The sequence below is a fragment of the Paenibacillus pabuli genome (assembly GCF_039831995.1).
GTDB lineage: Bacteria > Bacillota > Bacilli > Paenibacillales > Paenibacillaceae > Paenibacillus > Paenibacillus pabuli_C.
In genome coordinates, this window is sequence record NZ_JBDOIO010000003.1 from 1570354 (window position 1) to 1585205 (window position 14852).

Genomic DNA, 14852 nt, shown 5'->3' on the forward strand with positions numbered 1-14852 from the left:
ATTGGACGTACTGTAAAACACAAGGTCAAGTCATTTCTGGTAAACGATAATTGACCCAGTAAGAGCTGTATTTGTAGCTCTTACTGGGTCATCAATGCTAGATACTAACTAATACCACTTACCAAGAACCATATAGTCCAATCGATGTCGGAGTGGACCCACCACTAATACCGATATCAATAAAACCGATGTTTGAAGGTGCGTAGGTCAAATTACCATTTGGATCTTTGTAAGCATTAAACTGAAGGTACTGTTCATTAATTTCGCCGTTCTGTGCTCCGTAAGACTTCTTAGCAAAAATCGAAGAACCAGATGGGATGTTCGTCCAGAAATTCCCCGCTTGGTTTAAGGCTCGGAGAGACCGTCTTGTCTTGTATTCAACTGCAGCGAAATTCCCCTGTCCAGGAATATACAACGAAGCATTATTATGATATGCATATTGATCAATCGGCGACTCTGCGCTTTCTGAAATCCCTAAAAGACCGAGGTTAAAGATTCCGTATACGATATTACCACTCGAGTTACGGAACATGATGGGAGTATCTCCTCCCTCTGTATAACCTGTCACACAATATACCTCTCGATTATAGATTGTACCGACACGGGAGCCCTGGTTATTCTGTTGTGTATAAACAGGTATTGCAACTCCTGATTTATTTACTGCAATGTAATGTAGCGCTATTGACTTTCACTCCTTATATAAATAGATTGATAGATTTTTAGGAGATATTGTTTGCTCAGATATTTAACTTCATAGATGTATCTGGCATCAATGGAGTTAAAAGCAAATTAAATATCTTACACTTATAATATAATATAGCGTAACGTTACGCAATACTTTTTTATAAAAAAATAATCTTCTCTTCTATTATTCTTAGATTACAGAATGTATCTCATATTGTTTTAACTTGATGCAATATGGTACCTAACGTTATAAGAAATTCATCACCTGGAATTCTGTTGAATCAATTGGTGGTTAACTTTCCATTACACCCCTCCTGATCCTATCGTATTTATTTTCTCAATGGATTGTGTTCTTTATAACAACGCTTGAACTTGGCCTACCTTAATCTAAGAATTTATCCTGATATTTTTCTATCCATCTAAAATAAAATGTCAAATAATTCAAAATATATATAGCGTAACGTGACGCTATATGTTATTGTATTAATCAGGAAGTGATACTTTTTCTTGAAGGATTGTGAGAGCTTCTCCTATTCCTTACAAAAACTATTTGATGAGAGGATTGATTTTTATGGCAACTGTTAGCGGCATTTTTGAACGACATGGTGGAATTGGTATTCATATCGATGGTCTACAATATCCGACCAAGGATTACAGCAGCTTTAGAACACAAATTTCTTATCGTGGCGTAGTGCGATCTGTTCGAACATGGTCTTACTATTCTTCTGGAAACCATGCTTATTTTTTGGATGACAGTAGCACTTCTTGGCACAATGATGACGGGAATCCCGTCACTGTTGAAGCATGGGGAACCATTAATGGTACTGAATACTACATCGGTTCAGGTAACATATCTTAAGAAGTAGTACTCTTACAACGCTTAACATTCACGATCCAGGAGAAAATGTTCCTTTTTCACTTCTGTTATTGCGTAATACCACGTAATGTAATGTTTTATTTAATCAAAGTAGCTTTTTCTATTCTTTACTAAAACTATTTGATGAGAGGATTGATTTTTATGGCAACTGTTAGTGGCATTTTTGAACGACATGGTGGAATTGGTATTCATATTGATGGTCTACAATACCCGACCAAGGATTACAGCAGTTTTAGAACACAAATTTCTTATCGTGGCGTAGTGCGATCAGTTCGAAATTGGTCTTACTATTCTTCCGGAAACCATGCTTATTATTTGGATGATAATAGTACTTCTTGGCACAATGATGACGGGAACCCCGTCACTGTTGAAGCGTGGGGAACCATAAATGGTACTGAATACTATATCAGTTCAGGTAACATAAGCTAAAAATATCCAAATATCCATGTATATATTCCAATTCTAAATCCTACAAGAAATGTGTATCTTCCTTCCAAAAAACTTAATCACAATCAGAAACTGGGGAACATAGACAGTGAAAAACTGTTATGTTCTCCTTCTTTGCCATATAAATGCTATTCACATTTTTGATTCTAATACATTAAAAAGACAAAGGTGTTAAGGCTACACCTCAGAAACAGACTGAGTTCTAATGTAAGAACAACGCTTGTATAATTATATTGTATGACGACGATTCCACTAATCAAGGTATAACGTTTAAAGCTGGAAGAGCTAGCTTTTAGATAGTCTGTACGGCTAAAGCTGTGGGGTTCTTAACTTGTTATTACTTCCCCAGTCCATTTCTGGTATAGACAACGGCTAAGTCATCCCCTGAGAGAGCGTATGCTGTGCTAGGCTGATAGCTTCTTAACAGAGCTTCTGATCTATAGACATAGACTAACCTCACATTAGGGAGTTTTTTCTCTTCCAGAAATGGCTGTCCATAACTATGGTAAAATTAAGCTTTTCACATGTTTAATTTATTTTAAGTATCTAAAGGTTGGAACAACATTGTAAACTTGTTTTAGTAAATAATGTGATATAATTTAAAGAATAGAAATAAGAAATAATCCCTTGAAAGAAGGAGAGAAAATCATTGAATAAGAGTCTGATTTTATTGGGAACCACTAGTTTCCTACTTTTGGGTAGTATATTTATGTCTACTCCGACGAGCAAAGTTGATGAGAAGCAAACTCAAAGTACAATTCGAACAGGTGTCTATACTTCAGATGGCACTAAACTTGACCATATACCTTGGAAAAGCCTACTTAATGACTATCATTCTTTGGGAAATAATGATGAACTAGCTTCTCCCCCACGTTCAGACGTTTACTTACCAGACGGTACCAACGCAGAAAAGCTTCCTTGGACAAATCTGGATCTTGTGAAGTAATTGTATATAGCAAGCGTGGCAACAGCAAGTTGTTGCCTCTTTACTTTTTCTAGACTATTAACTGAAATAATATAATATTCAACAGGTATGATTTATTGGAGGGCTAGAATGGAACTAAAATTTAATCTAGAGTTTGATGATCTGGCTGATATGCAAGAGAATGTTGTTCGAAAATCCAAAGAACATAGAAAAATTAAATTGATTATGACTATAATTTTTTCTTTTCTTATTTTCTTCACAGTTCTACGGGCCTCTTTTTCCCTTATAAGTTTAGCTATCATTGTATTATTTGTTATTACTTTTCCCTTTGCGTATATCAAACTGACCATTTTTTCGTTGAAAAGGAACTTAAAAAAACAAAATCTAAGTATGATACTCGGCAAAAATGTAATGATTCTTAGTGATGAAGGAATTTCTCGGAGCACCGGAAAAAATACTTCCTTTTTAAAATGGGATGACATCTCCATTGTTAGGGAAGATACAGAGCATTACTTTTTATATATGACTGACATCCAAGGCATTATTATCCCTAAAAGGGCGATATCTAGTGAACAATTAAGTCAGGAGTTTCAACACTACTATGACATATTCCTCTTGCCTAAACTACTGGCATAAATGTTGAGGTGTTACATTGAAGTTTTGAGAACGTATTAAAAAAGAAGTGGACACCCTATTCAGATGAGGATGCCCACTTCTTTATTTCTTTTAGTTTACCTCAGTTAAACTCGTTATGCCCCCCCATCTCCATCTCCTGAGAATAGGAATGTAAAGAAAGCAATGATCGCCGATGCTGTTCCATACACTGCTCCACCTACCCCAATACTAGGTGCAAAAATAACCGCTGCGATAATAGCAGCTGCAACCCCAACTCCACCTACAAGGTATGTCAATGCATTGTAATTTGGCTCTGTTTCGGTTGGAACATGTTTAAACGTATAGACAACCGTCACTTCAAGTTTTGTCTTCGTGCCGTCAGTGAGCGGAATTTCACTCTTATACACTTTAATTTCCATAATCAGTTTATTACCTTGCGGCGTTGCTTTAATTGCGATAATACCATTCTCGACTGACAACGACACATTGTTTAAAAAGTTTTTGAAATCTTTCACTTCATCGACAGATAATTTTGTTGTCGTATCCCCTAAAATACTCTCAGCGGAAACCCCTAGCTTACCATTCACGATATTGATTTTGTGCATATCGTTTCCTGTAAACTCATACTCTGTCTGGGTTGTCACATCAATATCTACCATAAAAGATGAAAAAATTCGTTGTGTTGTGTTAAATGCAAAATTGGTAGAGTACAAGGCAGGTGTATCCTTTAAGAGTGGGAATGATGTAACCATATCCACCCATGCAGTGAAGAGAGCCTCTCTTTTCAAGTCATCAGGCGGTGTTACGGAAGAGACGCCTGTATCTCTACCAGAGTATGCTAGTTTATCAATAGCAAGTTGCCCTGCGCCTGAACCTATTGAAGTCTCAAAAAATTGATCAAATGCCCAGTTATCCGGCATCGGAAAACCTAAGTTACCACTAAAACCAGTAGACATATCAGAGACAAAACTGTAATCGGTTTTAGCTTTAAGATCATTCGCTGTTCGAATGCATGTATTACGCGCGCCATAAATACCCACTTTATATCGTGGCAATTTACTCAAGTCTGCGAGTGCATCAAACACCTCTCTAATTTCACGGAAGTACGGAATCAGCTTTTCTGTTACTTCATAATCATACGCATCATAATCTACAGCAAAGTAAATGGTAGTGCCTGAACCAAATCCCAAGTTCCTTGCTGCCAAATGGGCCTTATGTGCGTCTACCTTACCTTGACCTGTAACAAAATGTGTAGCTCGGTGTCCTCCATCTTGATAGATCGGGAAAACTCGCATGCCTCCATTGAAGATTATTTGTAGTTCTTCAGGAGTCATCGCTTTAGATCGTACTCCACCGTTACCAGTAGATACATTACCAGTTAAATAACGTCCGATCACTTTATAACCATTGCTGACCAGTGTATTTACGTGTGCAGTTGTCAGGATAGTAGAAGCATCGCATGCTGTAGCACTTCGATTAGTGTCCCCATTGCTAGTCATTAACTGTTTAATTGTTGACATGTTTGCTACCCCAGTCACTGGCAGCATCATAAAGCTTTGAAATTTCTTAACTGCATTGGCTACAGCCGAGTCATAAACTCCGTCAAATTCACCTGTATCATACTCAGATCCGTTACAAACCAAGGCGTACTGCAAAATACGCACAAACCCTCGTGGGCTATTGCTTTCACTCAACGTGGGACACAGACTAATGGTACTCGGACCAAAATTACCATTAGCCACACCTACAGCGAGTCCTTCCTCTGCTTGCAAGCCATAGATTAGCGCTTTGTTGGTATCTCTAGAATAGATACCATCTGTGGGCATTAAACCAAAATATCGATTATAATCACGATTCAAATTTTGTTGAGCTTTACGAATGGAGGCGCTACCTCCCCGAAGGGAAGCCAGTTTATAAGAACTCATGTTAAGGAGAGCTTTCATTAGAGCTGCCGTGACTACGCCATCCTGGACTGCTAGACCTACATCGCTTTGAAGTTCCTTTACAACTCTCTCTGTACCATCAAAAAAGCCTCCTGTGAATCCACCTGGGTTATAACCTTTACAAAACAAAGCTCCCTGCAGAATAAAATTGAAGTTATTAGCCGGTGCACCTGTAGTTTGTTTGCTCAAAGGTTTAAACAGGCTTTCCGTTTTAGGTCCAAAGCTATCTGAAGTTTCAGCTCCTGGGATTCCTAGTTCCAACTGCAATGCTCGGATCAAGGAGTATATTGTATTCCAACCCGTTAATCCATCTTCAACAACTGGTTTGTACCCTACTCGGTTACCATACGTATTATTAAGCCAAATTTGTGTCTGTAATACTCTTGCATCCATTCAAATGACCTTCTTTCGCTTTAATTTTTATTCTGCTGAATTCATGACATATTCCTTAGATTTATGAGGTGAATCAGTAAGAGCCAAAGTGATTCTAACCCTTACTGATGTTGATATTTTTAAGTCAAATAAATAAAGTTAGATTTCGCTCGTGTCAATTCGTTACCATTTTTATCGTACCAGATAACCAATACATAATAGGTACCACGAGGATCTGACGAAAGGATAGGAAGCGGATTTACGAATGTCGTTTTTCCTTTTAGTTCCACGACGCGATTAAGAACAATCGTACGGTTCAAAGAATCGTGAACCAGTGCTACAGTAGCGGATTCGAATTTTTCAGGATCAAATGGTACACCATTTGCAGTCGCTCTGACCTCCTTTGCATTAGGTCCATAATAAGTTGTGTCCGTATTTACGTATGCCATAATAAAATTCCTCCAATATGAGTTTGATATTTGTGGCATAAATATCGGGGATTTAAACCGAAACAAGTAAATCCCCTTTACTTGTTCAATTTAATATATTTATGACTTGGATTTATTATATAATATAGCGTATCGTTACGCAATATTTTTTATAAAAATAATTTTATTTTATTATGCCAGCCCCTTGCACTACCCACCTGTCACTGTTTTGTAGTAACATATGGAATCACTCAGAAGGTCAATTATCCACCACTTATCCCTAAGATGTATTCAGTTCAATAACCTCTATCTTGTAAAATTAGTTGTTCTCCGAGTTTTAATTACTTTCCTTCTAGACTCTGTTTCAAAATAAGCGTTAAAAGCAAACATTTCTTATCTTCACAACGTTTTTTACTAAAGACAACAAATTGGAGAAAATGCATTATGTTGCTTGCCTCCCTCTGAAGGAGTTGTAATTATGAAATATACGACTGTGCTGATATCAGGTGCAATTTTCCTTGGAAGCTTCAATGTTATATCTAATGCTCTCGTAGCACCACCAAGTAAACCCCTGACCACAGTTCCTGTCATGTTATCTTCAGTAGTTAATAAATCATGTTACCAAAGTATCGCAAAGTTTAAGAAGAATATGAGTTCAAAAAAAATTACGTGGTTTGGAAAAAGTGTTTCATTAACTGCGAATACTTTAAAACTGGATGGTAAAGCTGCCTTTGAAGATACAATTATCGATACCATAGTAGTGACTAAAGGTAAAGCTCTTTAGCTATATTTAATCCAAACACCAATAAATTTGTCTTTCTTCCGCACAACACTAATAATATAAGTACTGCTTTGATTATCTGGAGTAAAAATGGACAAACATTTGATTACATCAGTGAATTTCCGCATGACCAACAGATTCTTTTTAGATATCACATAGAGAACAATAAAGTAAAACCGTAAAAAGAATTACTCGTAACGAATTTCAAGAATGACTAAAGCTTGATAAACACACACTGAACTAAATTCCTTGTATACAAATTTTAAGGTAAAATACATCTAAAAAAAGCCCTTTCTATGTTGGCCGGGAAAGGGCTTTAATTTTACATTTACCAAAAGAGTCACCGATCTAATACATAATAATCACTTGTCTGTAACTTCTATCATTTTTCTCGATTCCTAAGAAATATTTTAGATCTCATTTACAGTAATCTTACCTTCACTTCCGTTTTTGACCAATACATCTATTAAGTCCTTCTGATCTTCATTGCACAAACGAATACAGCCATGTGTTGGTCTGAGAGGATACCAAGTCAATGATGAAGTGGTTGAAGGATCGCCACCATGTATCATAATTTCTCGTCGTCCATTTTTTTCGGCTGTCAGAAAATTACCGCTAACTGCTTCATACAGCCATATCCGTTTGTGGGGTCCATACGACGACAACGAACTCCCTTTTTCATAAACTATAGTCTTAGCTACACCTGTTGGAATGTCCGCATTTTGAAGCACCCAATTCGTATGATCATTCCTATTCTTCGGATCATTCGTTCCGCGCCCTAACGCCTCTTTTGGTTCAAAGACTAATTTGCCAGTGTCGTCATAGACTTTTAAAATTCCTTTGTAATCTCGGTTTTTAGGAAAGTTTGCAATAATGTGATAACCCATCTTTAGAATCCTCCTTTTTCGTGTTTTAATAATGACCCAATTAGTGAAGATTCCTTCTAAATTAGCTATCCCACACTCTCCTCCTGGAGTGTGAGATTTTGTGAAAATTATGTTGATCTTTATAAGAGTTAAAGCTCACCCAAGTAACAAGCTGAAACAAAATGAGCGACCTTCACCCGTAAGTATACAGAGAAAGGTCGCTATCTCAGACAGAAGATAGAACTATTTGTTTAATAATACCAGCATTCTACTTCATTAAAATGCAATAATGTCTTTTATAAGGTGTTAACTGCATAACTTGTCGGAGCATTTTTGTAAAGCTCAGAAGCATAATACTCCCCGTTAAACTTAGTTACAACACCTGTAGTCCGATTGCGATAACCATAAACACGAATTCCTACACCAGATCCCGAGATTTCAGCAGGACTACTTGCTTTGGTATACCCATAGCCATAAGCAAAAACAATATCGTAAGTGGACGAATGGATTGTAGTATGCAAATTGCCACTTGAACTATACACATTAATGGATTGACGAAGCGAATAATATGAACCTGAACCAGCCCCACTAGCATTGCACTTATTCCATACATTACAGTTCATGGAATCTAGACGAATTAATCGATGGTAGAATCCACCTGGGAGCAATTGAACCTTGGACTCATTAGAAGTAAGAACAGGGGCTTTTATTGTGGCCCAGGAGTTATTTATTCGATTCCAGGTGTACATGGTTTCTTTATTTGAATCATTTTGGAAAAACAGCTGTCCGTCATCCACTTTAATCGTTTCATTTACATCCAAAAATCCTTCATTTCCTTCGTATACATATACCCACATATTTTTTTCCTCCTAAAATTCATATTTATTTTAAAACATATTGACATGAAGTGGAGTTAAAAGGTAGGGCCATCACCCCAAGTACAATTTAGCCCTTATTGCACATGGGATTCTATTAACTCTATAAACAGAATATCATATTACGTTACGTAACGCAATATGATATGTGATAAATATACACCTTCAAAATACGGGTTCACAAATAAACTGAAACTGTTTCATATAAAACCAATTTATAATCTTAAGACCCTCATGGAGCACATCCATGAGGGTTATTTATATGGTGTATTTCCCAAAAGAAGATGTTCATCATCCATGTCAATTAATAGAGCCGAAACACATAAATAGAATCGGCTCAAATTTGATAGTCTTTGTTTATGATATATCATCTGAAAACTTACTTTGTATAATACTGCAAGCAGAGTTATCATAGAATATCCAAATACTTCATCTTACATTAAACTTCCAAATTAGATTTGTATTTTGGTTAATGATGTAAAATATTTCAATATTGTAACCCCGAATACTGAAACATCCTGCTAACATTTTACGTAAAAAATATACTACTAAGGAAATATATTCTTTATTTTCCTGTAGAATTATTCATATACACAACAAAGGGGGCTAAATCGAAATGCTAACCAGTCCGGAAAGTGTTGTAAAGAATCAACTTAAACCCTTAGAGAATGTCTTATTTCAAGAAGTTTACCATCATATCTTAGAATTGATTAACGGAAGTCCATCTTCCTTATTTTTTTGTGAAATCGACGAAGAATACCCCAACACATCTATATATTTGATTGAAAAAAACAGCTCAGAGCGGTATACAATATGTCATATGTATCACTATGATAAAATAGGGAAGGACTGTTCATATCAGTGCCTTCCCTCATATCAAATAAAATTGTTCAATAGTATTCTAACAAAACTTAAGATTGTTTGAGGTGATCTTTCCCTTTTTCACGCATTATACGTTCGTACTCTTCTTCAATAGTTCTAGATAGCAATTCTGTAGCAGTCATATTCACTTGTTTGGCAGCCTCTGCAAGTTGTTTTTTGATATATGCAGGAACATCATAGTGAAACTTTACTTTATTACCATAAGCCATATTTCACTTGCCTCCTATCCTACAATTTCTTGGTATTTTTTTTCTATGATGCGTATCAGTAGCTGTGTTGCTGATAAATCTTGCAAGGCTGCCGCTTCAATAAGTTTTTCTTTTATTTCAGGTTGAAATTCATAAGGTAATTTCAATTTTGGTTCTACCATGTGGCCTTCTAAGGTCCGTTCTGCATCTATACTTAATTGTATTAATTCCTCTAAAGTCGTATTTTCAGAAACATCTCTTCCGTATTTAGGAAGAACACGCAGTAAATATTGCCTCAATGAATTCTGGTTCTCCTCTGGAATCTCAACACGTAATATCCCATTCTCAACTTTAAATTCAGAGTCTACATTATAACCGAACAAATTAATGTTATATTTCATGTTCACCCTCCTGTTCACCTTTAGTTATTATAATGTGATTCGTTACGTCTCACAATATATCAGGAGCCATTATTTATTTTTTTATTGTAATGGATCACCTTGAGCACATTTAGTTATGTAATTTTAGACAATTTTCCATAAAATTATACCACTATTGCATAAAAACCGGTAATATTTATATTGCGTATCGTTACGTTGCATTATATAATATTCATGAAAGAATCGGCATGCCGAAATTATGACACCACTTATTTTTAGCAACCTAAAAGTTCTCGAAAGGGGTTGCTGTACTCTTTCTAATCACATTTTTTCGCTCTATATTTGCACTGGAAAGGAGGCTGTCTCATGGATAATTTATCTTTAGAAACTATAGCACAAGTAATTGGAACCGTCGGTTTTCCTAGCTTGGTTGCAATTATTCTCTTACGTTCTGTATTAGGTAACTTTAACAGTCGCTTAGACACGCTTGATAAGAGGCTGGTCCAATTAAACAAATCTATAGTTATGGTTGCAAAAACATTAAATCAAGTAAATAAGGAAGAAGCAGCGATTTTGATGGAAAACACCAATCGATCAAGCAATGTTGAATCAAACAATAAGACATGAAAGAATCGGCTATTTATAGCCGATTCTTTCATGTCTTCTCCATACCATTTCAGCTGTCCATTGTTTGATGTCATCCTGTTGGAACTCCAGCAAAGGTTATTCGACAGCTAACCAATCATCTCTAATGGTATGTGAAGAAGATGAACAGGCTTCATCCGTTTCACCAAGATGAATACTTGGACTGCACAAAATCCTGCTTTAAAATCGTCTTTTTATCGCTTAAATTGCTCTTAAATACCAGCAAAAATAACTCCTATTTTATACCAAAAACGCACAATAATAGTGTTTTTTTCACTTAACAAGGGAACTCTTGTTTGGTAAAATAGAAAACAAAGGAAATAAAAGTTGCTTCGGACTAAATTTAAAGGAGAATGACAATATGCTAAAAAACAAAGCAAAATTTTCAGCAAATAATAATTTTGATTCGCAGATACTTATCTTACCATCAAATATACGCAGACATATAACACAACTAATAGAATCTAGCCCTACTTCGGAATTCATTTGTAGGCAAGACAAAACATCCACCCCAAAATATGGTGTTTATATCATTGAGCACAATGATGCCGAATCATACACAGTTTGTCATGTCTTTTCATACGATCTTATCGGAAAAGATTATACTTATCAAAGCATTAGTCCCGAACAAGTAAATATACTTACTCATTTTATCTCTGAGCTTAAAATTAGTTAACGTCGCAATCAACCAAAGAAATGACCGATTAGGAGGCGTTTCTTTGGTTGATTGCCATTTTAGCAAATGGAATGTTTGTAGAAAAAATTATTTGTTGCACGCCTGAAAACGAGATACAGACTGCCTAAAATTTTCATTAGAAGCAGGGTCTCTTCGCTAGTGGGAAATTGTTAATCTTCATTCGCAAAGAAATATAAATATAAATAAATAATCCTGGTTTCAGTCAGATACAGCCTTACCATAATACTCCTAGATGTATTTAGAACGCTCTAAATTTCCGTCCAATTATTAAAATAAGCCACACACTCCGAACGAAAGTAACGGCTATCCTCTCCTCATTTATATGTGTTAGCCAATAAACAATCTAATGAGCTCTCACAAGGATAATGATTATCAGTTATAGCAAATCTGTATAATTCTTAGACGCATAAGTCTTTTAAGCATAAAAAATACAAAACCGTTGATTCTCCCTATAAAAGGGAGAATCAACGGTTTTAATATTAAACAACTTCTCAGTTAACCAGAATCGAAAATTACAATTTAATAAAATCAGCCATCGATCGAACCTCAATCGCACCAGCTTCCGATACTGCACCAGCATTCTGTAATCCCTCTCTGGACGTGAACTTGACCTTCACCGGAATACCAGGAATGATATCGAAGAAGTTATCAGAGAATACGCCTTCAGCTTCTGTAGAGATCCATACCTGTTTAGCCAATGTGTCACTTTCCAGAACCAAATATGAACCATCGGTTTCTTGTATTTCAGTCACCTGGATCGCAGCTTGTTTCAAGCCAATATCCTTCGACGGTGCAAAATAGTGTTCTTGCACAATATCAGCTTGACCCGTCTGCTTCAGATCCAATCGCAACAGGGTTGTTGCTGTATCCCGCCCTTGCAGCCAGTCGGCGTTATTCAGCGACAGGACCTGTTTACCTGAATTGGATTCCAGAGTGACTGCGTACTCTTCCTCCCGGTATACCGTACCATCAAACCCTATGAGCCGCACTTGCAATTGGCCTTCAACCGGCTGCAGCTGATCCGAAATCAGGTAAATATCCGTTCTATCTTCCTTCGTACCATCCACCGAGACCAGTACGTCACTGAAACTGCGTTTGGCATAATATTGCAATGCCTTCCAGTTGCCGAAGTAGTCCATGCCTGCCCAGGAAGCCACCGGCCAGCAATCATTCATCTGCCAGTAGAGTGTTCCCATACAATACGGTTTGCGGCGGCGATGCGCCTCAATAGCTGTTTTCATCGCTTCGGCCTGAAGCACTTGACTCATGTACAGAAAGGATGGGAAGTCCTTCGGTTCATGCATGTACATGTCCATGTACTGTTTGATCAGCCGGTTACCTGCACCGTTCTTCTGGTGTGCCAGCATCACTTCGGATTCTAGTGCCAGATCTTCTTCCTCAGCATATTTGCGGACCGATTTGTATTCAGGGAACGATTGGAAGCCATATTCACTCATGAAACGTCCAACGTGAACGTTATAGTTTTCAAAAGGTTCAACGTTGTGCCACACGCCCCAGTAGTGAATATCCCCTTCCGACGTCGATGGGTTAGCATGCTGCTTCTCATCACCTGTCAGCGATACGAGTGGCGAAGAAGGCCAGTAATCCACACCTGGTGCATAAGCTTCAACCACTTCCGGAAGAAGCTCGTGGAAAATGGCTTCATAATCTGCCCAGATCTTCTCGCGCTGTTCGGTATTATAATCCTTTTTCCAGCCCCAGCCGCCATCCTCGATGTAATGGGCCCAGGCAGAGTCAATTTCGTTGTTTCCGCACCACAGTACGATGCTTGGATGATTGCGCAGTCGTTTAACATTATCGATGGCTTCATGTCTCACGCTGTTCAGGAACGCTTCATCACCCGGATACATGCTGCATGCAAACATAAAGTCCTGCCACACCAGCAAGCCATACTCATCGCACAATTCATAGAACACATCTTCTTCATAGATACCGCCGCCCCATACCCGCAGCATATTCATGTTGGATTCGGCTGATGAGACAATCTCATGCCGATAACGCTCAGCCGTAATTTCAGTGATAAAGCTGTCATTTGGGATATGATTGGCGCCTTTCGCAAAGACGGCAACACCGTTCAATTCAAAATAGAAGGAAGCTCCAGCTTCATCCTTGTCCCGCACCAGGCGAATGGATCGAAGTCCTGTCTTAACCGTTGTATCGGCCACAACCTGTTCTCCCTTGAGCACTTCAGTAACGAAGGAGTACATATGCGGATCACCAAGCCCCCGGCTCCACCACAGCTTTGGCTTGTTAATCGAAACTGGAATTTCGATCGTTTGCACGCCTGCTTGCAGGGAAGCAGCCTGTTCCCAGGTCTGACCATCCGTACCGATACGAATGATGGTTTCAATCGGATTCAACGTTTCAACTTCCACGATGGCCGTCAACGAGGCCGCGGAAACGGTTACTTCATTTTGCCGGATGAATACATCATTGATTTTCACTTCGGACCAGCCTTCCAGACGCGCTTCACGCCAGATGCCACTTGTTACGAAGCGAGGACCCCAGTCCCATCCATAGTGATACGGTGCCTTCCGGGCAAAAATACTCACGCGCTTATCACCAAGTCCACCTACGTCGGATTGATCATTGGATGCAGGCAATGCATAACCCAGCTTCTCAAGCTTAGGCAGATCTTCTTGAATCGGTGACCGAAAGCGGATTCGCAGTTCGTTACCACTGGACTTCACAATGGACTTCACATCCACATTCCACACGCGGAACATGTTGTCAGCGGATAATACGTGCTGGTCATTCACATATACATCCGCATATGTATCGAGACCATCAAACACAATCTCCAAATGTTCCTGGGATAACAAGTCCTCGTTAATATCAAACGCTGTACGGTATTCCCAATCCTTCTTGTCAATCCACTGAATCTCTTTCTCGTTGGTTCCATAAAACGGGTCCGGAATCTTATCCAGTTTCAGCAGATCCGTATGTACACATCCGGGCACCTGAGCCGGCAGCCATTCTTGGTCCTCACAAGCCTTGAACGTCCAATTCTGAAAAATCTGTGATTGTATTTTACTCATAGCAGCCTCCGTTTATCAATGAAGTGTCTTAAGTGAAACATCTTGTTAGGTTTTGTTATTATAATATCGAATAACTTACAAAACAAAATTAACATGATAACCATTGCAACGTCAATCTGTTTTTCTAAAATAACAAAATAGAAAAACAAAAAAAGACATGAGCTGTTCAGTGTTCATGTCTGCTTCTA

The 14852-nt window shown here is 38.0% G+C and carries 15 protein-coding genes; 7 read left to right on the plus strand and 8 right to left on the minus strand.

Features of this window, described 5'->3' with window-relative positions:
- Positions 1-118: 118 nt before the first annotated feature.
- The gene (locus tag ABGV42_RS08940; protein ID WP_347381364.1) at positions 119-568 is read right to left on the minus strand and encodes a hypothetical protein; all 450 of its coding nucleotides are present in this window, start codon (positions 566-568) and stop codon (positions 119-121) included.
- Between the two features lie 687 nt (positions 569-1255).
- Between ABGV42_RS08940 and ABGV42_RS08945 the strand changes: the two genes are divergently transcribed.
- The 4 genes from ABGV42_RS08945 to ABGV42_RS08960 all read left to right on the plus strand — a co-directional run bounded on the left by ABGV42_RS08945 (position 1256) and on the right by ABGV42_RS08960 (position 3569).
- Positions 1256-1543, plus strand: coding sequence for a hypothetical protein (locus tag ABGV42_RS08945; protein WP_347381365.1), 288 nt, complete (start codon positions 1256-1258; stop codon positions 1541-1543).
- Between the two features lie 159 nt (positions 1544-1702).
- The gene (locus tag ABGV42_RS08950) at positions 1703-1990 is read left to right on the plus strand and encodes a hypothetical protein (RefSeq protein WP_347381366.1); all 288 of its coding nucleotides are present in this window, start codon (positions 1703-1705) and stop codon (positions 1988-1990) included.
- 667 nt (positions 1991-2657) lie between these two features.
- Positions 2658-2954: a hypothetical protein gene (locus tag ABGV42_RS08955; RefSeq protein ID WP_347381367.1), complete on the plus strand. Its 297-nt coding sequence runs from the start codon at positions 2658-2660 to the stop codon at positions 2952-2954.
- Positions 2955-3062: 108 nt separating this feature from the next.
- Positions 3063-3569, plus strand: a complete 507-nt coding sequence (locus ABGV42_RS08960; RefSeq protein WP_347381368.1) for a YcxB family protein — start codon at positions 3063-3065, stop codon at positions 3567-3569.
- A gap of 113 nt (positions 3570-3682) precedes the next feature.
- Here ABGV42_RS08960 and ABGV42_RS08965 read toward each other — a convergent pair whose 3' ends face one another.
- Positions 3683-5884 carry a glycoside hydrolase domain-containing protein gene (locus ABGV42_RS08965; protein WP_347381369.1) on the minus strand — a complete coding sequence of 734 codons (2202 nt, stop codon included), beginning with the start codon at positions 5882-5884 and terminating at the stop codon, positions 3683-3685.
- A 119-nt stretch (positions 5885-6003) separates the two neighbouring features.
- On the minus strand, positions 6004-6312 hold the full coding sequence (locus ABGV42_RS08970; protein WP_347381370.1) for a hypothetical protein: 309 nt from the start codon (positions 6310-6312) through the stop codon (positions 6004-6006).
- A gap of 457 nt (positions 6313-6769) precedes the next feature.
- Between ABGV42_RS08970 and ABGV42_RS08975 the strand changes: the two genes are divergently transcribed.
- Positions 6770-7075, plus strand: coding sequence for a hypothetical protein (locus tag ABGV42_RS08975; RefSeq protein ID WP_347381371.1), 306 nt, complete (start codon positions 6770-6772; stop codon positions 7073-7075).
- Between the two features lie 407 nt (positions 7076-7482).
- Here the strand turns inward: ABGV42_RS08975 and ABGV42_RS08980 are convergent, their stop codons facing one another.
- The 4 genes from ABGV42_RS08980 to ABGV42_RS08995 form a co-directional block, all read right to left on the minus strand.
- A complete protein-coding gene (locus tag ABGV42_RS08980; RefSeq protein WP_347381372.1) occupies positions 7483-7959 on the minus strand; it encodes a L,D-transpeptidase in 477 nt (158 codons plus the stop codon).
- A gap of 275 nt (positions 7960-8234) precedes the next feature.
- Positions 8235-8795 (minus strand): hypothetical protein, encoded by a 561-nt coding sequence (locus ABGV42_RS08985; RefSeq protein WP_347381373.1) that lies wholly within the window; start codon positions 8793-8795, stop codon positions 8235-8237.
- 929 nt (positions 8796-9724) lie between these two features.
- Positions 9725-9904 (minus strand): hypothetical protein, encoded by a 180-nt coding sequence (locus tag ABGV42_RS08990; RefSeq protein ID WP_347381374.1) that lies wholly within the window; start codon positions 9902-9904, stop codon positions 9725-9727.
- Between the two features lie 14 nt (positions 9905-9918).
- A complete protein-coding gene (locus tag ABGV42_RS08995) occupies positions 9919-10284 on the minus strand; it encodes a hypothetical protein (RefSeq protein WP_347381375.1) in 366 nt (121 codons plus the stop codon).
- Between the two features lie 345 nt (positions 10285-10629).
- Between ABGV42_RS08995 and ABGV42_RS09000 the strand changes: the two genes are divergently transcribed.
- On the plus strand, positions 10630-10890 hold the full coding sequence (locus ABGV42_RS09000) for a hypothetical protein (RefSeq protein ID WP_347381376.1): 261 nt from the start codon (positions 10630-10632) through the stop codon (positions 10888-10890).
- A gap of 379 nt (positions 10891-11269) precedes the next feature.
- Positions 11270-11584: a hypothetical protein gene (locus ABGV42_RS09005; RefSeq protein WP_347381377.1), complete on the plus strand. Its 315-nt coding sequence runs from the start codon at positions 11270-11272 to the stop codon at positions 11582-11584.
- A gap of 533 nt (positions 11585-12117) precedes the next feature.
- Here ABGV42_RS09005 and ABGV42_RS09010 read toward each other — a convergent pair.
- Positions 12118-14664 (minus strand): beta-mannosidase, encoded by a 2547-nt coding sequence (locus ABGV42_RS09010; RefSeq protein ID WP_347381378.1) that lies wholly within the window; start codon positions 14662-14664, stop codon positions 12118-12120.
- Between the last annotated feature and the right edge of the window lie 188 nt (positions 14665-14852).